7 protein-coding genes are annotated in these 23966 nt (G+C 68.3%); 6 read left to right on the top strand and 1 reads right to left on the bottom strand.

The window, feature by feature from the left end:
• Positions 1 to 106 precede the first annotated feature (106 nt).
• Entirely contained in the window at positions 107 to 1327 is a 1221-nt protein-coding gene (locus Sfr03f_RS06115; protein ID WP_108952648.1) for an SPDY domain-containing protein, read from the top strand.
• 279 nt (positions 1328 to 1606) lie between these two features.
• Here Sfr03f_RS06115 and Sfr03f_RS06110 read toward each other — a convergent pair whose 3' ends face one another.
• Positions 1607 to 3991, bottom strand: a complete 2385-nt coding sequence (locus Sfr03f_RS06110; protein ID WP_159105557.1) for a competence protein CoiA family protein — start codon at positions 3989 to 3991, stop codon at positions 1607 to 1609.
• 741 nt (positions 3992 to 4732) lie between these two features.
• Here Sfr03f_RS06110 and Sfr03f_RS06105 point away from each other — a divergent pair.
• From Sfr03f_RS06105 to Sfr03f_RS06085, 5 genes are all read left to right on the top strand, one after another.
• Complete coding sequence (locus Sfr03f_RS06105) at positions 4733 to 5944, top strand: serine/threonine-protein kinase (RefSeq protein ID WP_108952646.1); 1212 nt, start codon at positions 4733 to 4735, stop codon at positions 5942 to 5944.
• A 161-nt stretch (positions 5945 to 6105) separates the two neighbouring features.
• Positions 6106 to 9294, top strand: a complete 3189-nt coding sequence (locus tag Sfr03f_RS06100) for a DEAD/DEAH box helicase (protein ID WP_108953478.1) — start codon at positions 6106 to 6108, stop codon at positions 9292 to 9294.
• Complete coding sequence (locus tag Sfr03f_RS06095) at positions 9291 to 14807, top strand: hypothetical protein (protein ID WP_108952645.1); 5517 nt, start codon at positions 9291 to 9293, stop codon at positions 14805 to 14807. Before Sfr03f_RS06100 ends, Sfr03f_RS06095 begins: the two co-directional genes overlap by 4 nt.
• Complete coding sequence (locus tag Sfr03f_RS06090) at positions 14804 to 21523, top strand: DEAD/DEAH box helicase (RefSeq protein WP_108952644.1); 6720 nt, start codon at positions 14804 to 14806, stop codon at positions 21521 to 21523. Before Sfr03f_RS06095 ends, Sfr03f_RS06090 begins: the two co-directional genes overlap by 4 nt.
• Positions 21520 to 23856, top strand: a complete 2337-nt coding sequence (locus Sfr03f_RS06085) for a UvrD-helicase domain-containing protein (protein ID WP_108952643.1) — start codon at positions 21520 to 21522, stop codon at positions 23854 to 23856. Before Sfr03f_RS06090 ends, Sfr03f_RS06085 begins: the two co-directional genes overlap by 4 nt.
• Positions 23857 to 23966: the final 110 nt, after the last annotated feature.

The following is a 23966-nucleotide window of genomic DNA, read 5'->3' as shown; positions in this document are numbered from 1 at the left end:
CCACCCCAGCGCGGTCGTCGCCACCCTCGTCGACCCCAGCAACCCCCTCCCGGCAGCCCTGCTCACCACCCGCGGCTTCCAGCCCACCGGTGACCGCACCCTCGTCATGGCCCGCATCGACTCCGAAGAGCCCTACTGGGCCAACCAGGCGGCCAAGGCCCTACGCGCCGAGCGGATCGCTGTCGAGATCACCCCGAAGCTCCAGGAAGCCATCCATGAGGAGTGGACCTGGGCCGACTACCCGGCCTCCTGGCTGACCCGCGACGAGATCCGCGAGATCTCCGACAACGCCCAGAAGCTCTACGACGACATCCGCACCGGTCGCCTTACCGTCCACCTGCACGCCCACGACGGCTTCACCACCGTCGCCGTCGGCACCTACACCACCGAGGGCGGCAACACCGTCTTCCTCCACGGCGAGGACCACCTCCGCGGCGTGACCGACGTCTACGAGACCCCCGCCGAGGGCATCGCCGCCTTCCAGAAAATCTACGGCTCCGCCGTCCGCCCCGGTCCAGCCCCCGCCACGACCGCCGAACGACAGGCCGCCGAAGCCCTCAAGCCTCTCCCGGCCGCCATCACCGCGGCAACCCTGCGCAAGGCGTGCAAGGACCGCCCCCAGGCCGCGGCACCCGCCGAATCCGCGACCATCGAGGATCACGAAGCGCTCCTGAACACGTTCCTCGGCTCCCACCGTGACTGGGAGAAGTACCGCACTTGGAACGACAACTGCTCCTACGCCAACCACGAGTCGCTCACCCTGCGCGCCGAACTCAACCACGAGGCCGAGCCGCACCAGATCGCCTGGCGGATCACCGCTTACGCCTCCCCCGTCGGCGACCTCGTCTGGCACGCCAGCGCGACCACCACCGCCCCCGTTGCCCTCGTCCGCGACCTCCTCGAGAACGCCGCCGACCACCTCGGGCCCGCATCGGCCGATCCGGCCACCCTGGACGAGCGTGTCTCCCAGGTCACCGCCGCCCTCACCGAAGCCGGCTGGCACGAGAGAACCGATACCCGCTGGACGACCTGGACCGCCCCCGACCGCTCGCACGGCCTCCGGCTCGACACCTACGCCGCCGCCCACCCCGAGCAGGCCCTCCGGTCCTGGACCGCCTGGCACCACGCCACCGCCGATCAACCGGCCTGGGCCATCGGGTTCACTGCCGACGTGCCGCTGGATGTACTGAAGGACCTCATCTCCAGCATGTCCCTGTCGGCCACGCGACGCTTGGCCGAGTCGCGGCCAGCAGCCTCTGCGGTCGCGCCGACGGCTCCGCGAGCGGCGACACCTCCTCTCGCTAAGCATGCGACCAGCAGCATCTGAGGCTGCCTCATCCGCTGATGATCGAGCTCCTTCAGATCGGCCACCTACCTATCCGTCCATGACACCACCCGGTGCTGTCCGACCTCCAAGGTCTTCGAACGTAAGAGGACCGGAGACGAATAGCACATGCAGGCCGTCCTCCCCCTCGCCCGACACGTCACCTTCGCGGACCGGTCGAACGGAAAGCCATACGCCTGGGCGGCAAGCCGGTACGAGCCGAGTGCTTTTGTGCACCGGGAGACGCACAGAGACCTGCCGGCGAGGCTTGGCAGACTGGTCTCAGCGGTGCTTCCAGATGCTGTAGAGGCGCAAAACATCCATCTGCCACCACGAGCGGAGTTCGTCCTGCTGCACCGGCACCTCCCGCTCAAGTGAAAAGGCCACGTGCCGGTACAGGGGATGGATGTCACCTTGGTTCGTGGTGACCAGCGCGGAGAGGAGCGGCTCGTCCGGCGGAGTGTCCGCGTCAACAAGGACCAGGACCTGCCCTTGGTCGTCCGGGTGCAGATGAGGGACTTCCACGGTGAGGCGGTTACGGATGGCGGACCAGGTGATGGTGGCCTGGGCGCGGGCGGAGTCTTGCAGCAGGGACCGTACGACGGTCGCCAGTTCGTTCAACTTGTTCTTCCCCAGGCGTGGCGCTGCGGCGTCCGCGGAACGGGCCCCCTCGGCGCCGGGCGCGGTCACCGCGGCCAGGCGTTCCTGGCAGAACAGGAACGCATCCTGAAGGTCGTCGGGGAGCTTGCCGTGGTACTTCCTCTTCAGGTCACGGGCTCGGTACAGGCCGACGAGGAGGTCATCGTCGGCGCCGGTGCTCTGTCGCCGTACAAGGTCGTCGAGCAGAGGCCGGAGCTCGGCCAGGGTGCGCTCGTTTTCGCGCTCGTGTACCCACTGGCTCATATCACGCAGGAGGGGGCGGTATTCCGCCTGAATTTCGGGCGGCAGCTTGGTGCCGTACAACTGGCCTGCCGCCTGCCATGCGCGTCTGGCCTCGGCAAGGTCGCCGTCCTTCCTGGCTCTGTCGAATCGCCAGCGCAGCCCGGTCAGCGTTCCCAGGGCGGCAGCCACCGCGGTCTGTGCGGAAAGACCGGCGGGCTTGGAACCCGGATCGGCCTCCGCACGGGCGGCTTGCGCCGCGGCCGGAGCTTGGCCGGTGCTTGCCGGTCGATTCGTCCCGCTCGCGCTGTCCCTGCCGTAGACCTTGTAGACGAGCTGCCGCTCCCTGTCGGCGATGCCGTTCACCTGGTTTGCCGGCAGCCCCGGAACCCAGCCCAATCTGATGAGTACGGCGGCAAAGAACGGCGGCGTTTCACCCTTCTCCGTTCTGATGAGCGAGGAAAGCACAGGCTTGCCCTTGACATGGGGGAAGTCGAGCGCGACGAGAAGCCTGAGCCGGTGTTCGGGAGTGAACTGCTGCGGCTTTGCCCCGATACCCCTGACGAGCTTCTCCCAGGTTGTCCAGCGACGAGCATGGGCCGTGCGTTCCAATGCCGCCCGAAAACCGTCGATGATCTCAGGGTCCGCGAGCCGCGGACCCATGGGAGCGGACTGGTGCGTAACGGGGGTCGAGGGTGCCGCTGTCACATGTGCTGGCCTGGCCGGCTTGAGCTCGCTCCAGGAAGCGGCCTCTTGGGGATCGAGTCGTCGCACATCGGACGCGAAGAGCAGCCAGGCCGGCGCCTTGGGCGCAGAATCGGCAAGAGGACTCAGGCTCACACGGTCGCGCAGAAGGTACACCCGTGACGGGTCGGGCGGCGTCAGAGTACGCGGAAGGACGATGCGGGCCCGTTCGGCGACCGACCCGAGGGGCTGGATGTCTGCGTCATAGGCCCGGCCCTTCATACCGTCGGGCAGGGTTATACCGTCCCTCGGCACCGCCCCTGTGAAGGCAACGGTGTCACCGGCCAGCCGGAAGGAGAGCCCGGTGGCGGTGGTTGACGCTCCTCGCGGCACTATCCCGTGCGGGGTGTGCACCAGACTCGGTGTGACGATTCCCTGCGAAGTCAGGGAGCACTTCTCCAGGGTGGTCCACTCGACCTCGTTGCCCGGAAGCTGAGTGCCGATCCGCACCTCGCGTGTGATGCCGACCGTCCGGCACTCGACGCGGATGGCGTATCCGTGGGATTCCACCCTGTCGAACGCCAGCATGCTGTCCGGTCCAAAGATCCACTCGACGTGATCGGCCTTCTCTGCCAAGGCTTCCGCTTCTCGACGCCATGGCTGCAACCCTTGCCGGGCCATCTGTACGCGGATGAACTGCCTCCCTCCGGAGAGCCGGAAGTCCACAGTGCCGCCCGGCCTGTCCCCGACGGTCCTGTACACCGCCTTCACCTGCCTCTGCGCCTGGCCTGCGAGCCATCGGGTCAACGCCTGACCGATGTACAGGTGGTCCGCGCTGGATTCGCCGTTGGCAGTACGGCGACAGTGCACAGGCGGTCGGTGCGCGAAGTGGCACTTCTTCTCGGTGTAGCGCTTGGCGCTGAGCTTCTTGCCGCAGCCCCCCAGAAGGATCCCGCAGTAGAAGTCGTCGCGTGAGCGGCCCCGCATGAAGAGATCGAACTCTCCGTGGTCGTACGGCAGGAAGACAGGATTGTCGGACCCGGCCGCGCCGGTGACTGCGGTCTGGACCTTGCGGGTGTCTTCCTCATCAGGAAGCAGAGTCATGGGACAGCTCCGGAAAACGCTGAGGAGCGAAAAGAACGGTATGGACCGATGCACGACAAGGAGGCCACACCGAACGGTCGGTCGAATCTGCAGAGTGCAGACGACCGGCCTTTCGCAGCGGCCCCACAAGCCCCCCCTGGTCACATCGTCTGACCGTTCCCAACCCCCCGGTTGGTTCAACTCTTCGAAAGGCGCCACTTTACGCCCGTACGGTGCGGGCACCCCTGCACGGGGGGGCAAGAACAGAGGTGGCACAGCCGACGGCCACGCCCATGTCGCTGCGTCGGCCGTGGAGGGCCTCCCACTGTGGAGTGCAAGGGATCTCCGGGCAGGCGCCCGCATGCATTGGAGTGCACACGAAGGCCCTGCCCCGGTTCGACGCCGAGGACGTCCAGCAGCAACCAACTAACCCTGGCTGCGATCGTCACGACCGAGCAGAGCGGCAGTCGCGGGGTGATCGGAGGCCTCGCCTCAACACCCACCTCCGAGGGGCTCTGCAAGCCCGGGCCGCATGGAGAATGCCACCAATCAGAGGCAAGCCACGGGACGCCCGATTCGGGACACCCCCTGGCCTCACCCCCCGGAAGAATGTGATCATTTCTCGGGAGGGGATACCGATCAGTACGCTGTATCGGTGATTCATCAGCATCTACGCCCGAAATGCCGCGTTTGTCTCACGGTACAGGCGGCGGATGCTTCCGGCGGCGTTGATCTGTCGCCGGGGAGGGCAGGGGGTGTGGGGTGAGCAGCGCGACAATGCCGTCGCGGATCGGTCCGTATCTCGTCGAGCGGCAGCTCGGCGCGGGCGGCATGGGCGAGGTCTACCTCGCCTACTCCGTCGCGGGCGAGCCGGTCGCAGTGAAGGTGATCCGGCCGGACCGGACGGATCCGGACACCCGCGCGCGCTTCGAGCGCGAGGCGGCGATCGCGCGCACGATCTCGGGCACCGGTCGGGTGGCCCGCTTCATCGACGCCGACCCGTTCGCCGAGCAGCCGTGGCTGGCCATGGACTACATCCCGGGCCGCCCGCTTGCCGATGTCGTCAAGGATCAGGGCCCTCTGTCCGCTCCCCTCGTCGCGAGCCTGGGAGCGCTCCTCGCGGAAGGGCTGGCCGCTGTGCACGCCGCGGGGCTGGTCCATCGTGACCTGAAGGCGCAGAACGTCGTTCTCGGCGACTTCGGCCCCGTGATCATCGACTTCGGCCTCGGTGCCTTCGTCGGGGCTTCGAAGGGGTCGCTCACCCAGGCCGGCGTGGTGATCGGCACGGTGCGGTGCATGCCGCCGGAGCAGGCTCTGGGCGAGCTCGAGGTCACCCAGGCCGCCGATGTATACGGCCTGGGCACCGTCCTGCTCTACGCAGCGACCGGGCACTATCCGTACGTCGGTGCCCGGTGGGAAGCGGTCGCCGCGCAGGTGGTCAATGCCGAGGTCGGCCCGGATCTGTCCGGTCTGCCCGACGAACTGGCTCCCATCGTGGCGGCCATGCTGGCGCACAGGGCGGACGACCGGCCCTCGCTGGAGGAGGTGACCCGGCAGTGCGCCGATCTGATGCATCTACTGGGAACGAGCCCGGCTCGGGCCCGGCGCGCGTTGATCGAGGAGACCACGGCGAAGGACCATCCCACGATGGTCCCGCCCCAGCCCGACGGCCAGATGCTGGACCGGCTCGACTCGCTCGAGCGACTACTCCGCGAGGAGTCGGAGCCGCAGGCGGAGGAACCCCCCGTCTCGCCTGGCGATGAGCCGGCACCGCGTACACCGGCCGTGAGCGGGAGCGGGGAGGCCGGAAGCCATTCGTCGGCACAGGTCCCCGGATACGGGGAAGGTCCTGGTGGCAACAGCCCCGCTGTGTCAGTGCCGCAAAAAGCCCGGCCTCCCGCGTCCCAAAAGGTCGCCGAGGAGTTGCGCAAGCGCTACGCGGCGGGGCCGGCACTGGCCTGGTCGAAGCGCTGACCGGCGTTCCGCCCGTTTGTCGGCGCGGTCGACCGAGGCGGGACGAGAATGCGGAGTCCAACTCCCATTCCTCCGGTCTCGCCGCACCAGGCGGCCGACCCGGTCCCTGTCCGAGCAACACGATGTACTTCACCCGCACACAGTCCATTGAGGAGCACCACGTGACCACGGCGATGCAGCCCGAGGTACCTGAGGGGCACGACGCCGATCCCGCGGCGACCGAGCAGTACCCGGCCGGTGTCAGGCCGACCTTCGCCCCCGGTGCCCAGGTCCGCATCCGTGACGAGCAGTGGCTGGTGAAGTCCGTCAGTGAGTCCCGCGACGGGTTCATGGTCGAGGTCAGCGGGGTCTCGTCGTTCGTCAGGGGCACGGACGCCGTGTTCTACTCCGGCCTGGACCACATCGAGGTGCTCGACCCGCGCAAGACGCGACTCGTGCCCGACGACACGTCCAAGCACGCCAAGGCCCGCCTCTACCTGGAGGCGGTCATCCGCAAGACCGCGCTCCCGCAGACCGAGCACGGCGTCGCGCTGGCGGACTCCTTCCTCATGGACCGCCAGGAGCACCAGTTGCGTCCTGCGGAGCTGGCGCTGTCCATGCAGAATCCGCAGCCTCGGCTGCTGATCGCCGACGTGGTTGGTCTGGGCAAGACGCTGGAGATCGGGGTCATCCTCGCGGAGCTGATCCGGCGCGGCCGCGGTGAGCGCATCCTCGTGGTCACGCCGGCCCATGTGCTGGAGCAGTTCCAGCGCGAGCTGTGGACCCGGTTCTCCCTCCCCTTGGTACGCCTGGACTCCACGGGCATCCAGCGCATCCAGCAGGAGATCCCGGCAGGGCGGAACCCGTTCGCCCACTTCAAGCGGGCGATCGTCTCCGTGGACACCCTGAAGTCGGCGACGTACGCCCACCACCTGGAGAACATCACCTGGGACGCGGTGGTGATCGACGAGTCGCACAACCTCGTCAACAAGGGCACCCGGAACAACAAGCTCGCCCGCCGCCTCGCCGAGCAGACCGACGCGCTGATCCTGGCCAGCGCCACCCCGCACAACGGCGACGCCGAGTCCTTCGCCGAGCTCATCCGGATGCTCGACCCCGCGGCGATCGCCGACCCCAAGAACTACAAGGTCGCCGACCTCGATCACCTCTACATCAGGCGTACCAAGACCGACCGCGAGGTGCGCGACGGGCTCAAGGGCAAGCCCTGGGCCGAGCGGGGCGCGTCGTTGCCGGTGCCGGCCATGGCGACGCCGAAGGAGGTCGCCGTCCTGGAGAAGCTGGCGAGCGAGTGGACCCCCGGGGACACCCAACGCTCGTCGGTCTGCGCCGATCCCTTGGTCGGTTACAACTTCCTCAAGGCTTTCCTGTCCTCCCACGTCGCCCTTCAGCAGTCCCTCAAGAACCGTCGCGCCTACCTCGACGACCCGAAGCGCGCCACGGCCAAGGGCACCGGCAAGTCTGAGAAGGCGGCGCTCACCTCCGAGCGTCGTGCTGCTCTCGCTGCCGAGAGCAAGGCCCTCGCGGAGCTGGAGGCTCTGGTCGCCGACATCACCGACCAGGACTCCGCCAAGCTGGATGCCCTCATCCGCACCCTGAGGGACGATCTGAAGGTGGGCCCGCACTCGGAGCGCCGCGTGGTGATCTTCTCCGAGCGCGTCGACACGCTGGACTGGCTGGCCCGGGAGGTGCCGGCGCGGCTTGGCTTCAAGAAGAATCCTGCCAAGGCCGCCGCCGACAAGAGCCGCCCCTGGAAGGCTTACGACGGCGCCGTGGAGGTCATGCACGGCGAAACCACCAACGATCAGCAGCAACAGGAGATCGTCGACCGGTTCGGCCGGCGCGAGGAACCGGTGCGGCTGCTGTTCACCGGCGACATCGCCTCCGAGGGCGTCAACCTGCACCACCAGTGCCACGACCTCATCCACTACGACCTGCCCTGGTCCCTCATCCGCATCGAGCAGCGCAACGGACGTATCGACCGCTACGGGCAGGCCGTCAGCCCCGAGTTCCGCGCGCTCATCCTCACCGCCGACGTGCCGTGGCGACGGGACGAGGAGAGCGGCGAGACGCTCACCCTCGACGACCGGCTCGTCGGTGCCCGCCTTCTGCGGCGTGAGGCCCAGGCCCATGAGATCGAGACCGGCGAGGGCAGCGCGGAGGCCGTCACCGGCCTGTACAACGACAAGAAGGAAGAGGACCGCCTCACCCGCGACCTCATCAAGGGCGGCACCGTCGAGCGCTCCATCAAGCAGTCCCAGCAGGAGTCCGGTGGCGTCCTCGCGGGCCTCCTCGCCGGCGTCAACGCCCGGCTCGCCGACCCGTCCGCTGCTCCGGCAGCCCTTGGCAAGGCGCCGGTGCTCGAGGCCAGCGTGCCGCATGTGTTCGCTGACACCCGGGCGTACTTCCACGCCGCGATGGACCTCATCTACCCGCAGGCGGAGCGGGAGGCCCTCAACTGGCGGCCGGAGACGGCCCAGGGCCGCATCGAATTCACCCCGCCCGATGACCTGCAGTACCGGTTCCGTGAGCTGCCGAAGTCGTACTTGGTCCAGGAGAAGATCCTCACCACGCCGAAGTACGACGGCACTCTGCGCATCACCTTCGACAAGCGCTACGCCGCGGAGCGGCTGGAGGCGGCCCGCAACGCCAAGCAGGGAAAGAGCGACGAGCCGACGTCCCAGTGGCCGAACGTCTCCTACGTCTCCGACATCCACCCGGTGCTCGACTGGCTGACGGACAAGGTCCTCGCCAAGCTCAAGTACGACGAGGCTTTCATCCTCGCCTACCGGCCCGACATCGCGAAGGCGACGCGGATCCACGCCGACCTGCCCGGTGCGCTCACTGGCCCGGTCTATCTCCTTCAGGGCGTCTACTCCAACGCGGCGGGCAAGCCGACGGTCGTCGAGTGGATGGCCGTCACCGGCCTCGCGGAGGCGGCTCCTCGCGTGTGGCGTATGGACTCCGCGTTCCTCGCTGCATGCGGCGTGGGACCGGACATGCCGGGCCGCGGCCAGCCGATCAACCCCGACCTACTCCAGAAGCTGGTCCGCAAGGCCGTCGACGCCGCCGAGGCGCACCTGCGCGAGCGTCGCGCTGACTATGACAAGCAGGTCGACTCGTACCTGGCCCCGTATGAGGATCGGGTGGCGGTGTGGGAGCAGGGCGCACTCATCGCAGTCGGCAGCCAGCAGCACCGCCGCCAGCAGGTGAATGACACCGCCGCACGCCGCCGCGACCTCGTACGCCGGCTGCGGACGCACGGCGCCCCGATGCTCCGAGTCCTGGGCGTCCTCGAACCCCTGCACACCACCATCCCCTCCGCTCCGCGCACCGAGGAGTCCGCACGATGAGCTACACCTACGACTCCTTCGCCAACCGCGGCGAATACCTCTCCGCCCACTACTTCAGTGAGGAACTGGAGAACACCCTCAAGCGCAATAAGGCCGGGGACGAGGGCCTGTTCACGCTGTGGACCAGCCGGGAGACCGACGCTCACGACCCGCGCCCCACACCACGCGAGCTCCTGCCCCGGCTCCGCAACGACTACCTGGCAACCGTGCGCCCGCTGCTGGCCTCCCACGCCCAGCAGGAGGAGTTCGGCAGTGCCTACGACGACCTGACGGGTGAGTGGGCCGAGCGCCTCGACGCCTGGCACACCTCTGTCCTCCAGGCCCTCGGCTATGGAGAGCGGCCAGCCCTGATCACCGTGCACAACGCCGGCCGGGAGTACGAGCTCCAGGTCGCGTGGCACGGAGACGGGATCGTCGCCCTCGACTGCGGCTGGACGGACACACTCGACGGCGCCCTCGATCCCGACGTGGCGGGACGACTCCTCCACCCCCTCAAGACCTCCGACGGCCTCCTCGAGCTGGGCGAGAAGCTGGCGGGCTGGCTCTTCCAGAGCGAGCTGCACAAGGCCGGCGGCGAGGCTCCCCGCTTCGTTCTGCTCCTGTGCGGTGGCGTCCTGGTCCTCGCCGACCGCAACGCCTGGGCCGAAGGGCGCTACCTCGCCGCCAACCTGGACGCCGCCTTCGCCCGCAACGACACCGCCAAGGGCGGCGAACTCGCCCTCCTCGCCGCGCTCTTCTCCCACGACATGCTGGCACCCCGCCCGGACGGCAAGGGCCGCCGCATCGACGAGCTGCTGAAGGCGTCGCGCGACAATGCCATCGGCGTGAACTCCGAGCTCCGCCGCGGGCTCCAACGCTCGGTCGAGATCATCGCCAACGAGGTCCTCGCCCGCCTGCGCGACGAGAAGGTCGAGCCGCGGGAGATCGAGGACCCCAAGCAGGGCCCGTTCGCCAAGCAGCTCACCCGCGAGTCATTGCGCTACCTCTACCGCATCCTCTTCCTCCTGTATGCGGAGGCCCGTCCCGAACTGGGCATCCTGCCGGCCGACGACTCAACGTACGAGGCCGGATACTCGATCACCCGCCTCCGCGAACTGGTCTCGCGCGAGCGGAAGCTGGTCGAGGAGGACAGCCGCAACGGCTTCCACCTGTACGCATCCCTCGACGTCCTGTTCAACAAGGTCAACTACGGCCACCGCCCGCACGGCACCGAGCCGAACGACCACAAGCCCGCCGACGAACGCAGCGAAGAGCGCGGCCTACGCTTCGAGGCGCTGCGCAGCGAACTGTTCGACCCGAAGGCGATCACCCTCATCGGCAACCGCGTCCTGCACCCCCGGTGGGACGAGGACGGCGACGAGCCGCCGAAGTGGCTCGACCTGCGCCTGCGCAACGACGCTCTCCACCAGGTGCTGCGCCTGCTGACCCTGAAGGAAGCCGACCGCAAGGGCCGGCAGGGCGGCTTCATCTCCTACCGCAACCTCGGCATCAACCAGCTCGGCGCGGTCTACGAGGGCCTGATGTCCTACACCGGCATCATCGCCGAGGAGGAACTGGCCGAGGTCGCCAAGCCCGGAGCGAAGCGGGGCGACAAGCAATACGGTGACCCCGAGAAGGGGTCCTGGCTGATCCCCGCCGACCGGCTCAGCGACTACCCCGAGAACACGCACGTCGTCTACTCCGCCCAAGACGCCGAACGCTACGGCCTCCGCGGCCCAAAGAAGTACGAGCCGGGCACGTTCGTCTACCGCCTGGCCGGCCGCGACCGCGAGACGTCTGCCTCCTACTACACCCCCGAGTCCCTGACGAAGGTCACCGTCGAGCTGGCGCTCAAGCACCGCCTCGACCAGGAGAAGGACGCAGACGGCAACACGATCCGCACCCGCGCAAGCGAGCTCCTTCGTTACACAATCTGCGAGCCGGCCCTCGGCTCTGGAGCGTTCCTCAACGAGGCCATCAACCAGGTCGCCAACGAGTACCTCAAACGGCGCCAGCAGGAGCTCGGCGTCGTCCTGGACGCCTCGAAGGTGCTCGAAGCCAAACAGAAGGTGAAGGCATACATCGCTCTTCACAACGCGTACGGCATCGACCTCAACGCGACGGGTGTCGAACTGGCCGAGGTCTCCCTCTGGCTCAACACCATGCACCCCGGTATGCGGGCTCCCTGGTTCGGCCTGCACCTGCGACGTGGCAACTCCCTGATCGGCGCCCGGCGCTGGATCTACGAGGCCGACCGCATCAAGAAGGAGCGGACCGTTGGTGCGCTGACACCGACCAAGTTGCCGTTCCGGTCGCCCACGGATGGAGCGGAGCAGCCGCTGCCGGAGGGCGCCGTCCACCAGTTCCTGCTGCCTAGCCCTGGCTGGGGTGCAGTCGCCGGTGCGAACGGGGACGCGAAAAAGCTGGCCGAGCGGCTGGCTGGCCCGCAGGTGGAGCAGCTGAAGGCATGGAAGAAGAAGATCCAGACCAAGCCCAAAACGGGCGGCAAGGGGAGCCAACTCGCCCGCCTGCAGGCCGCCGCCCGTCGCGTCGAGTTCCTATGGCGACTCGTCGCCAAGCGCATGGAGCTCAGCGAACAGGAGATCGCGCGCACCGTCGACGTGTGGGGCGCCGGCCGCGAGCAGGACGCCGAGGAATACGGGTTCCTGCGCCGGGACAAGCAGAACCGGGACCGGAGCCTGCCACTGACCAAGGAGCAGGTCTTCAAAGACCTGTTCGAAGCCGAGGGTTCGCCGTATTGGCGACTCAAGCAGGTCATGGACGCTTGGTGCGCACTGTGGTTCTGGCCCTTGAACAAGGTCGGGCTGCTGGACGGGACTGACGCGGAGTACACCACGGCGCCCGTGGTGGCGGCGCCAGCGGGCGGAGACCTGGATGCGCTGCTGTCGGCAGCGGCCGGACGGTCGGTCGAGGCTAAGACGGCCGTGCCCGAGCCCACTCGCGCGCCCCAGTTCGTCGAGAGTCAGCCGCTGTTCGCCATGGAAGGTGACCAGATCTCCCTGGGCGAGGACGGCGACGATGAGATCCTTGCGAAGCCCCCGGTCAAGAAACCTCGCACCTCCTCCAACTCCAGAAAGGCCAGCGGGCCAGCTCATCGCCGGCGCGACATCATCCCGCTCGCGAACCTGGATGACTGGATCGCCTTCCTGGAATCGATGGTGGGGACGGGCCCAATCCCGGAAAGTACCCTTGCGACGACCGTCGACTCCCTGAAGACGCTGACAGATCTCGAAGACCTGATCCAGGCCGAGATGGGTATGGACGACGCACTCAAGGCAGTCGAGACCCGTTACCCCTGGATGCGGGTCGTCCGCGACCTGGCGGACGAGCAGGGGTTCCTACACTGGGAGCTGGATTTCGCTGGCATCTTCACTGGTGAGTCAGGTGGCTTCGACCTGCAGGTGGGCAACCCGCCCTGGGTCCGGCCTGAGTGGAAAGAGAACCCAGTCCTCGCGGAGTTTGAACCCTGGTTCATGCTCACGGAGAAGCCGATGGCCGAGGAGAAGAACCGGCGGCGAGAAGCTGAACTCGCTCGCGAAGAGGTGGCGGAGCACCTGATCGCTGAGGTGACCAACACGGTGACGGTGGCGAGTTACCTCTCTGCGGCACCCATCTACCCCCTCATCTCTGGAAGCCAGCCGGATCTTTACCGCGCATTCATGTGCGAGGTGTGGGACCACGCTGGGCACAGCGGAGTGGCCGGGATGGTCCATCCTGACACCCACTTCGCCGGGGACAAGGAAGCAGCACTGCGGGCGGCAGCGTATCGGCGGATACGCGTTCACGGTGACTTCGTCAACGCCGGCAATCGCTTCTTCCCGCCACCGGTGGGGCGGTCAAGCCACTTCGGAGTGCACATCTACGGGTCCGCAGGCGAGATCGCCTTCGACTCCTTGTCGTGGCTTTTCACCGTCGACTCCCTTCGGTTGTCGTCCTCGGCCAACGACGCTGGCACGGATCCTGGAGTCAAGTACAACGGCGAGTGGGACGAGCGCCCCCACCCGAAGCGTGTCGTCCGTGTAACCCCCAACACCCTCAAGCGGTGGCAGCGACTGGCTGGCGATGAAGGAACTTTGGAGCACACCCGCCTAATCACCCCTGTAAGTACAGCGGAAGACCCGGCTATCGATGCATTGGGAATGTACCCCTTGCGTCTCGGTACGCTGGGTCCGGACATCTCCCCGGGATACCACGAAAGCGGTGCCAAGAAGGCGCAGTTCGGCCCAGAAAAAAACCAGCGACTCCTCGATTACAACACCGGCGTCGATGGTCAGATGGACTACCACGCGCAAACGTGGAGCGAGGTCATTCTCAAGGGCCCGCAGATCGGCGTTGCCAACCCGATGTTCAAGCAGCCCAGCCAGGGCGGCGGTGAGGTGCGCGGCCTCGACCCGAGGGCGCTCGCAGACGACGCGGTGCCCGAGTCGGAGTACCGGCGCGTGGCTTCCCATGACGTTTTCTTGGGCGAGCAGGACAAGTGGCCCAACTGGACTAAGTACGAGATGTTGTGCGCTTCGGAAGAGGAGCGAGATCAGGCTCGGGTCTGGATCGCGGAGAAGCGCAACGTGCAACCTGAGGAGGTCGAGGACGCCCAGATCGATAAGTTCCTGCTGGCGAAAGCCAGTGAACCTTACAGCAACGATTACCGGGTTGCGTGGCGTAGGCAGATTGCTCCCGATACCGAGCGAGCTCTGTTCGCAAGCATCGTGCCGCCAGGCGTGACTCATGTTGATCAGGTGAATTCGATGAGGCTCCCAACCATGCGCGAGACTGTCCTCGTCGCTGGTTTTTGGGCTGGGCTTCCCCTCGACTACTATCTCCGCACCAGTGGGAAGGGTGACATGCGTGTCCGCACTGCCACCACCCTTCCTGCTCCCCAAGGCGAGCATCCCTTGGCTCCCGCCCTGCTCCTCCGCGCCCTCCGCCTAAACGCCCTGACTACCGCCTATGGCGACCTCTGGGGAGAGTTGTACGACCCCAAGTGGCGCGACTGCGAACCCTGGGCGATCAAGTGGCCCCACCTCAAGACCGAACTGCACAAGGTCACGCCCACCTGGCAGCGCGACACCCCACTCCGTACCGAGTACGCCCGGCGCGCCGCCCTCGTGGAGATCGACGCCTTGGTCGCTGTATGGCTCGGTATCGACGCGGACACGCTCATCGCCATGTATCGGGCCCGCTTCCCGATCATGCAGGACTTCGACCAGGTCACATGGTTCGACGCCAACGAGCGGAAGATTGCCGGGGATCGGTACACGTACGGCTTCGACCAGACCAAGGAGCACTGGACGCAGTTCGAGGCGTACCTCGAAGCGGTCGGTGAGCCGTCTCCCGAGGGCGTGCTCCCCGCCGATCCCCGCGCAACGCCTCCCGACGGCTACACCGCCCCGTTCTACAAGGCCGACCGCGAGCGCGAGATGCGCGAAGCTCACGCCTACTTCAAGCAGCGTCTCGACGATGCCGTAGCGAAGGGTCTGTGGGACCCGGAGAAGATGGAGGTCCCGGGCAAGTGAGGCCGACTCTCGAGGCACAGGGGCTCAAGGAGAGCCTGCTCCAGTACCTGTCCACCACCTATGGCCTGGCGGACGAGGGTGCCCGCAAGGCGCTGCACGCGTTCCTAGGGAACGAGACGACGGGCATGTTCCGCGGACCGTTCCTGCGGCTGCGTACGCCCTTCACGCCAGCCGGTGACGGCTGGCAGCAGCACTTGGACTGGGTGCGCACCGACGGGTGGACGCCGTACGCGCACCAGGCCCGTGCCTTCGAGCGGCTAACTTCGAAGGGCGGTCACACGCCGGAGCCCACTCTGGTGACGACCGGTACGGGCTCTGGCAAGACCGAGTCGTTCCTCTACCCCGTGCTGGACCACTGTGCCCGTGAACGCGCAGCAGGGAACAACGGGGTCAAGGCGGTGTTCCTCTACCCGATGAACGCCCTGGCCACCGACCAGGCGGCCCGGATCAACGACTTGCTGACCGAGTACAACGAGCTGGGCGGTGTGCGCGCCGGCCTGTACATCGGAGACAAGGCGGCGACCCACTACGACCGGGTGTACACGCGCCGGCAGGACATGCAGTTGTCCCCGCCGGACATCCTGATCACGAACTACAAGATGCTCGACCTGCTCCTGCAGCGTGCCGCCGACGCGCCGCTGTGGGAGGGCAGCGACATCCGTTACGTGGTCGTCGACGAGTTCCACACCTATGACGGCGCCCAGGGCACCGACGTGGCGATGCTGCTGCGTCGCCTCGCGATCGCCGTCGCGGCGAGCCGGCCCGGCAAGCCGCTCGGCACGATCACCCCCGTGGCTACCTCCGCGACGCTGGCCTCCGGGACGGACGAGGACGGCGTGGAGCAGCTCCTGTCCGTGGCCACCAACGTCTTCGGTACGGAGTTCACCGCGGACGCGATCGTGGGTGAGGAGCGGCTCACTGTCGACGAGTTTATGCTCGACGAGTCGATCCCGGACGCCAAGTTCCTTCCCGGACAGGCGACTCCTCCCGAGGCGCTGACTGCGTTGCCCGACCCAGCCTCCAGCCCCGAGGCTCTCGCCGACCTCGTCGAGGCGGTGGTCGGACGGCGTATCACGGACCCGGTCGAGCTCGGGGCCGCGTTGAAACGCAATCGGCTCACGTACGCGGTCCTGAAGGCGTTCGACGGCACGGTGCGTACCTACGACGAGGTGCTCCATGTGATGCGCCTCAACGGGGCGAAGAGCTGGGACGAGGTGATCACGACGCGGCCGCAGCTGGCCGCGCTGGCGCTGGCCCGGTTCGTCGCTCTGCTGTCGGTGGCCCGGGATCCGGACGCGCCGGCCGGGGTCAGTCGTCCCCTGGTCCAGGTGGCGGTGCACCAGTGGGCGCGGTCCGTCACGCGCATGCTGCGTGGTGTTCTGCCCTGGCCGAAGGCCGAGTTCGCTTGGGACACCCCCGGTGCGCAGAGTCAGCTGCGGACGACGCCGGACACCACGATGTCCCGGGAGACGAAGATCTTCCTCCCCGCGGTGTACTGCCGTGAGTGCGGGCGCTCCGGCTGGTCGGTTCTCGCGCCGGAATCGGACCACGAGGAGCTGAACTTCGAGGCGCACAAGATCCGTCGCGCCTCGGTCACCGCCGAGAAGACCAAGGTGCGCACCTTGGTGGCGGCCACCGACAACGAGGCCCGTGAGGGCAACGGCAAGAGCGCGATGGACCGGGCTGCCCAGCGGTCGCTGACCACCGGCGGCGCAGGTGTGCTCATGGTGCTCGACGGTCCCTCCCGTCGCCTGCGCCTGCCGAGCCCGATCGGCGACTACGACGACGAGGGCAACCCTCGTCTCGACGGCCCCGATTCGGTGTTCGTCCTCGTCCAGCTCGGCGACACGGCAGAGCGGGCCGCCAAGGACGACTGGTGCCCGGCCTGCGGCACCCACAACGCGATCCGGTTCCTCGGTACCGGCGCCGCCGCGCTCGCCGCGGCCTCCATCACCCAGCTCTTCACCGGCGGGGAGATGGACAAGGAGCAGCGCGAGACGAAGACGCTGATGTTCAACGACTCGGTGCAGGATGCCGCGCACCGGGCCGGTTTCGTCGCCTCCCGCTCGTACACGTTCTCGCTGCGCGCCCTGTTCGCCAAGCATCTGAACAAGCGGAGCTCCAGCGCGCTCAACGACCTGGTCGCTGATGTCGTCGCGGCGACCACCGACCGTGAGACGCTCGCCGCTGTCGTCCCGCCGGACCTGCACGACCACACCGGCGTGGCACGTCTGCTGTCGGGCAAGGGCCGCGGCGGGGACAAGAAGACCTGGGACCTGATCGCCGAGCGGTTCGCCTTCGAGGCCGTGATGGAGTTCGGTCATCGGTCCCGCAACGGGCGAACCCTCGAGCTGACGCGCACCGCGGCCGCATGGGTGGACATCCCCGACGAGCAGGCGGCCGTGGCGATCGTGCGCGCCGCCCATGAGGAGTCCGAGCAGAGCGGGCTGCTGCTGACCGCGCACGACGACGCCCGCTACCTGGCATTCCTGCGCGGCCTGCTGGAGCGGCTTCGCACGCGAGGCGCCGTGGGGCACCGGTGGCTGGAGAAGTTCCTCGACGAGGCGGGCACCAGCCGTTACTTCATCTGGGGCGGCCGCCCGCCCGGCATGAAAGCCTTCCCCAAGGGCGTCTCCGCTCCCAGCTTCCTGCTCGCCCGGCCCAAGCCGGGCAGCGAGTTCGACTTCGCCGCCGGGCGCCTGTCCTGGTACCAGACCTGGGCTCAGCGCTGCCTCGACATGACCCGCGAGCAGGCCGACGATTTCTGGGTGCGGTTGCTGCCGCAGCTCACGGAGGCCGGGCTTCTCGCCACGCGCACTCCGCGGGACACGTCGGTCCGCCTCTACGGTCTGCAGCCGGGTGCGGTGCGTCTGCAGCTGCTGCGTGACGCGGAGGTCAACGAGGCGTACGTGCGCTGCCCGAAGTGTTTCTGGGAGCAGACCGTCCACCCGTCGCTGCTGGGGCAGTACCACGGTCAGCCGTGTCCGGCGTACCGCTGCACGTCCGGCCGGCTGGTCGCGGGCGACCGGTGGCTGGAGACGGTGGACCGGCACGACCGGGACCGCGACTACCGCGACGACTACTACCGCAGCCTGTACCGGCGGGCCGGCACCTACCAGGTCATCACGGCGGAACACACGGGCCTGCTCACCCGCGCCAAGCGTGAGCGAGTCGAGAGCGCGTTCCGCAGCGGCACCGGATTCAACGACCCGAACGTGCTGTCGTGCACGCCGACGCTGGAGATGGGCATCGACATCGGTGACCTGTCTGCCGTCGTTCTCGGCGCTCTCCCGCGTCGGCCGGCGAACTATGCCCAGCAGGCCGGCCGGGCCGGGCGTCGCACCGGTAACGCCTTCCTGCTGACCATCCCCGACCGCTCCCGCCGTGACCAATACTTCCTCGACCGGCCGCGGGACATGATCGACGGGCGGATCGTGCCGCCCGGCTCCTACCTGTCGGCCGTGGAGATCCTGCGCCGCCAGTACACCGCGCATCTGCTCGACCTCGCCGCGCGCGGCCGACTGCTGCGTGAGGACGGCCGGCCCCTGGGCGCCCTGTCGCGCCGTGTCGACGAGCTCTTCGGGCCCTCCGGGTATCTCGCCGACTTCACTGACGCCGCACTCGCCCACGGCAAGAAGCTCGTAGCGGACTTCCTCGCTCTCTTCCCGACCGGCGTGAGCGCCACCGCCCGGGAGGAACTCGAGCAGTACGCCGTCCGGGGCATTCGCAGCGCGATCGAGAAGGCAGAGCGTGAGTGGGAGCGTGAGAACCAGAAGCTGCGCACCCGCATCCGCACGATTCGCTCAGCCATCGACGAGCTGAAGGAAGGCGACGAAGAACAGGCGCGCACGAAGGCCGAGTTGGAGGCGGAGCTGGCCGCCGTCTCCAAGCAGGGCGCCGCGCGCCAGCGTCAGCCTGCCCAGACAGTGCTGTGCGACCTCGGTCTCCTGCCCAACTACGCCTTGATCGACGCCACGACGACGCTGGATGCCACGGTCTTCTGGCCGGAGGGGACCACTCCCGAGGGCCGGGCCCGGTACAAGTCGAAGTCGTTCTCGTACGGGCGGCCGCGCAGCTTCGCGCTGTCGGAACTCGCTCCCGGCAACACCTTCTACGCCGAGGGCTACAAGCACCGCGTCACCGGCATCGACATCATGACCGGCCGGGAGCAGGACTGGCGGCACTGGCGTTTCTGCCCCTCGTGCGGCTACGTCCGCACCGAAAACGCCGAGTCGGACATCAGTCCTTGCCCGCGCTGCGGCGAGGAAGGCATCGCCGACTCCGGCAGCCTGTGGCAGGTCGTCCAGCCCAGCGTCGTCACGGCCCGGGAGAAGCGGGAGGACGCCAGGATCGGTGACGAGAGCGACGACCGCGACCGGCGTTTCTACTCGGTCATCGACATGGTGGACATCGAGCCGAAGCACTTCGCGGTGGGAAAGTCGTGGCGGCACACCAAGGAGATCTTCGGCGTCGACTACACCCGCGGGGCCGTCATCCGCCGGGTCAACGTCGGTCCGCTCAGCATCGGCGCCAACGAGAACGGGCAGCTCGCCGGGAAGCCCGTGCGGATCGCTCCCTTCCACGTGTGCACGTCGTGCGGGGCTGCGAGCGCCGACGGCCGTCCGGTCTTCGACGACGACCGCGATGCTCTCGACAGCTCGGACAACCGTCAACGCGAACTCAAGCACCACACGCCATGGTGTCCTCTGCGCCGAGGCCAGAAGGGGGTGGCGCAGGAGCAGCCGGTTCTGCTCGCCCACGAGCTGGAGACCGAGGCACTGCGCATCCTGCTGCCGGCCGCGACCGTCCTCGTCGAGGAGAAGGTCCACTCCTTCCAGGCAGCCCTGCGCCTGGGTGTGGACGACGCGTTCGGCGGCGACCCGCAGCACCTCGACACGACTCTCGCCACCATGCCGGACCGTGACACCGCGGAGAAGCGGCACTTCCTCGTGCTCTACGACCGTCTCCCCCACGGCACCGGCTACCTCGATCGCCTCACCGACCCGGCGGCCTTCCGCCAGGTCCTCGACAGTGCACGCCGGATCCTCCTGGAATGCCCCTGCAACGGTGAGGGCGGGCCGGCCTGCCATCGCTGCCTGTACCTGTACGCCGACGAGCAGTACATCGAGAAGGTCTCCCGCCAGTCGGCTCTCGAGATCCTCGACGAGCTGCTCGGCACCGAGTCCGACGCCTGGGAGACCGTGCAGGTCGGCAACACCGATCAGATCGGGCTGGACGGGCAGGTCGAGTCCGACCTCGAGGCGCGTTTCCTGAAGGCGCTGCGCGGCTGGGCCGGCCAGCGTGGCGACACCGTCCTGGAGGAGAGCGGCGACAACAGCGCCTACCTCCGCCTGGACGAGTTCGGAACCGTCCACGGCTGGCGGTTGACCGCCCAGCGCAACGAGGGCTACACCCGCACCGACTTCACCTTTGAGCGCACCGACGGGCCCAAGCAGAAGATCACCGTCTATCTCGACGGGCACCGCTTCCATGCCACCCGCCGTCACAACCGCCTGGCCGGCGACGCCGACAAGCGCAACCGGCTCCGGGTCGAGGGACGCACCGTCTTCCAGCTCACCTGGGACGACCTCGACGCCTTCGAACGGATGACGAAGACAGCGGAGTCGTCCGCGAAGCAGCCGGCGCCCGAGCCGGTGTGGCCGCCGTACCCGCGCAGCGCCCAGGACGTGGCGAAGCAGCTCTACGCCGACCGTGGCGGGGACGACCTCGGGACCACCGCGTTCGCCGACCCGATGAGCATGCTCCTCGCCTACCTGCGCAGCCCCGACAACGCCGCATGGGGCAAGCGGGCCTCGGCCGTGGTCGGCGGACTCCTCGCGACAGGCCAGGACATACTCGTCGGCAACGGAACCCCGGCCCAGACCCGTGAGGTCCTCGACCGTCTCCTCGGTGCGTGGGGCCGCACGGACGGCATCGACCCGGCGCCGGTCCAGGGCACCGGCACGCTCAACCTGTTCCAGACGTGCGACGACAGCGGCCTCCCGGTCGCCTTCCTCGTAGACGCGGCCACCAGCCACTGGACCGCCCTGGTCTGCCTGGACGACACCGCCGACGACCAGCTCGGCACACCCGAGCACAAGGCGCGCTGGCGCTCCTGGCTCCAGTGGTCCAATATCCTGCAGTTCCTCGCCCACGACGGCGGAGACGGCATCCAGCTGACCACCGCCACCGCTGGCAGGTTCGACACCGCCGTCCTGAAGGCGTTCGGCGGCGTCGGCGAGCTGGAGTCCCTCGTCATGCGGCACGGCACCGCCGCACCGCCCCCGTCACCGGCGCCGGCTCCCGCCGCCGCCGCCTCCGACGCCACGCCTCTCGAGGCGGCCGTGCGGGACCTGCTGTGGGACGAGGAAATCCTCGTGTACCTCGACGAGGACGAACCCGACACTCCCCTCACCCGCCTGGCCCATGCGCTGGCCGACGGCGGCAAGAAGGCCCCCGCCTACGGCCACGAGCTGGGTGAGCGCGGATGGCTCGCCGACTTCGTCTGGGACCACGGCGACCTGCGCATCGCCGTGATGGCCGCCCCGTACGACCAGGACGACGGAGAGAGCCACAAGACCTGGCGCGCCTACCGCGACGCCGGTTTCACCGTCCGCTCGGCCGACGACTGGCTCGCCGACCTGCAGGCTCTGTTGGACCTTCTCCCCGACGCCACCGACCGACCCGACTCCGAAGAACAGGGTGCCGCACGATGACCGCACGCCTCAGCCTCTACCAGAAGGCCGAGAACGAGCTCTACAAGATGGACTCGTCGGTCAAGACGAAGTTCTACGACTTCTGTCACCAGTTCCGTATCGACCCTGATCACCCGAGTCTCGATCTCAAGCCGCTCAAGGGCGACGGCCGCATCTTCCGCGCGAAGATCGACCGGTCCTACCGGGCTCTTCTCGCCCGCGCCGGCGTTGGCGCCGACGGCGTCCAGCAGTGGCTCATCGTCGCCGTCCGTCACCGCAAGGACGTGTACGAAGAGCTCACGGTCGCCATCAACCGGATCACCGGCGAGATCGAGTTCGTCGACCTCGCCACCGTCGGCCAGAGCGTCCTCCAGCGCGCGGGACTCCAGCTCACCCCCGCCCCCGACGAGCCGACCACGGCACCCGAGCCGACCCCCATGCCCGCACCGTCGCCCATGCCGGCGGCTCAGCAGGCGCCGACCGCCCCCGCCGAACCGCTCCTCCACGGCTGCACCGCGGAGGACCTGCGCCGCCTCGGCGTCGCCGACGCCCTCGTCGACCTCGCCCTGACCGTCACGACCGACGAGGAGCTCGACCAGCTCATCACAGGGGCCCCGCGGCTGACCGCCGAGGTCCTCACCGGCCTCGGCGCCGGCATGTCCGTCGACGAGGTCGAGCGCGAGATCACGCAGCCCGCCGCCACCGACCTCGAGCCGGGCTTCGAGGACGACATGGCCGCGGCCCTCACCCGCACCGCGGTCACCACCGTCGACGACGACATCCGCAACGTCCTCGCCGAAGGCGACTTCCGCGCCTGGAAGGTCTACCTCCACCCCACCCAGCGCAAGATCGTCGAGCGGAACTACAGCGGCCCGGCCCGCGTCAGCGGCGGACCGGGAACCGGCAAGACCATCGTCGCCCTGCACCGCGTCGCCCGCCTCGCCGCCGCCCTGCCGCCCGGCCACACCAAGCCGATCCTCCTGACCACCTACACCAAGAACCTCACCGCCGACCTGCGCTCCCGGCTCACCTCCCTCATGGACCCGGCCCTGCTCGACCGGGTCGACATCAAGCACATCGACCAGCTCGCCCAGAAGGTCATCAACGAGAACTCCGCACCCGGCGCCCAGCGCAGCCTCATCACCGACGACCGGGCCCTGGACGTACTCCGCGAAGTCCTCTTCGAGCACGACGAGCAGCGCTGGGACGCCGAGTTCCTCTTCGACGAGTGGGAGCAGGTCGTCCTCGGCCAGTCCATCGGGACCCGCCAGGACTACTTCAAGGCCCGCCGCGCCGGCATGGGCCGTGCCCTCACCCGCCCCGACCGCGCGGCCATCTGGAAGCTCCTCGACCAGTTCACCCTGCGCCTCAACGCCATGGGCCGCGAAACCTGGGCCCAGGCCGCCGAGCGCGCCGCCCGCTACGAGATGGACCGCGCCCGCAAGATCCGCGCCCGGGCCGAGCACAAGGAGAACATCGGCGGCGGCGACCTGATCCACCTGGACGACAAGAGCTCCGCGGTGCGTTACGTCCGCCACCGCTACCAGCACATCGTCGTCGACGAGGCCCAGGACCTCAGCCCCGCCCACTGGAAGATGCTCCGCGCCATGGCCGCCCCCGGCCCGGACGACCTCTTCATCGCCAGCGACACCCACCAGCGGATCTACGACCGCCAGGTCACCCTCTCCACCGTCGGCATCAACATCCGCGGCCGCTCCTCGAAGCTGACCCTCAGCTACCGCACCACCCAGGAAATCCTCGACCAGGCCGCCCAGGTCGTCCGCGGCGGCACCTACGACGACCTCGACGACGGCACCGACACCCTCGACGGCTACCACTCCCTGCTCCGCGGCCCCGCCCCCGAACTCGTCGCCTGCACCGACTGGACCGACGAGATCGACCAGCTCGCCGAAGCCCTCAAACGGTGGCGCGCCGAGATCACCCAGCCCTCCGAGGACGGCACCGTGCGCGACCCCAGCGGCACCATGGCAGTCTGCGTCGCCGACGGCGAGATGGCCGGCCGCGTCGCCGCCGACCTGGAGATGAAGCACGGCATCACCACCGCCACCCTCACCAAGGACGGCCCCCAGGGCGGCGGCGAAGTCCACATCGGCACCATGCACCGCTTCAAGGGCCTCGAGTACCAGAAGCTCGCCATCGTCGGCGCCAGCGACGGCATCCTCCCCCGCACCTCCCTCATCGGGAAGTACGAGACCACCGACCCCAAGCGCTACGAACGCGAACTCAAGAAGAGCCGCAACCAACTCTTCGTCGCCGCCACCCGAGCCCGAGACGCCCTCCGCATCTCCTGGCACGGCAAGCCGAGCCCGTTCCTACCGTCTGCGGCCAAATGACGCAGGAAAGCTGAGGCAGGATGGGCTGCCCCGTGAGCCGTCGTGGTGGCGCGGCAGCAAATCCGAGCCGTCTGATCGTCCGCTTCAGCAATCCGGGCAGGGTCGCAGCG

The organism is Streptomyces fragilis, from assembly GCF_003112515.1.
In the GTDB taxonomy this organism is placed as follows: domain Bacteria; phylum Actinomycetota; class Actinomycetes; order Streptomycetales; family Streptomycetaceae; genus Streptomyces; species Streptomyces fragilis.
This window is presented reverse-complemented; position numbering and strand designations above follow the sequence as displayed.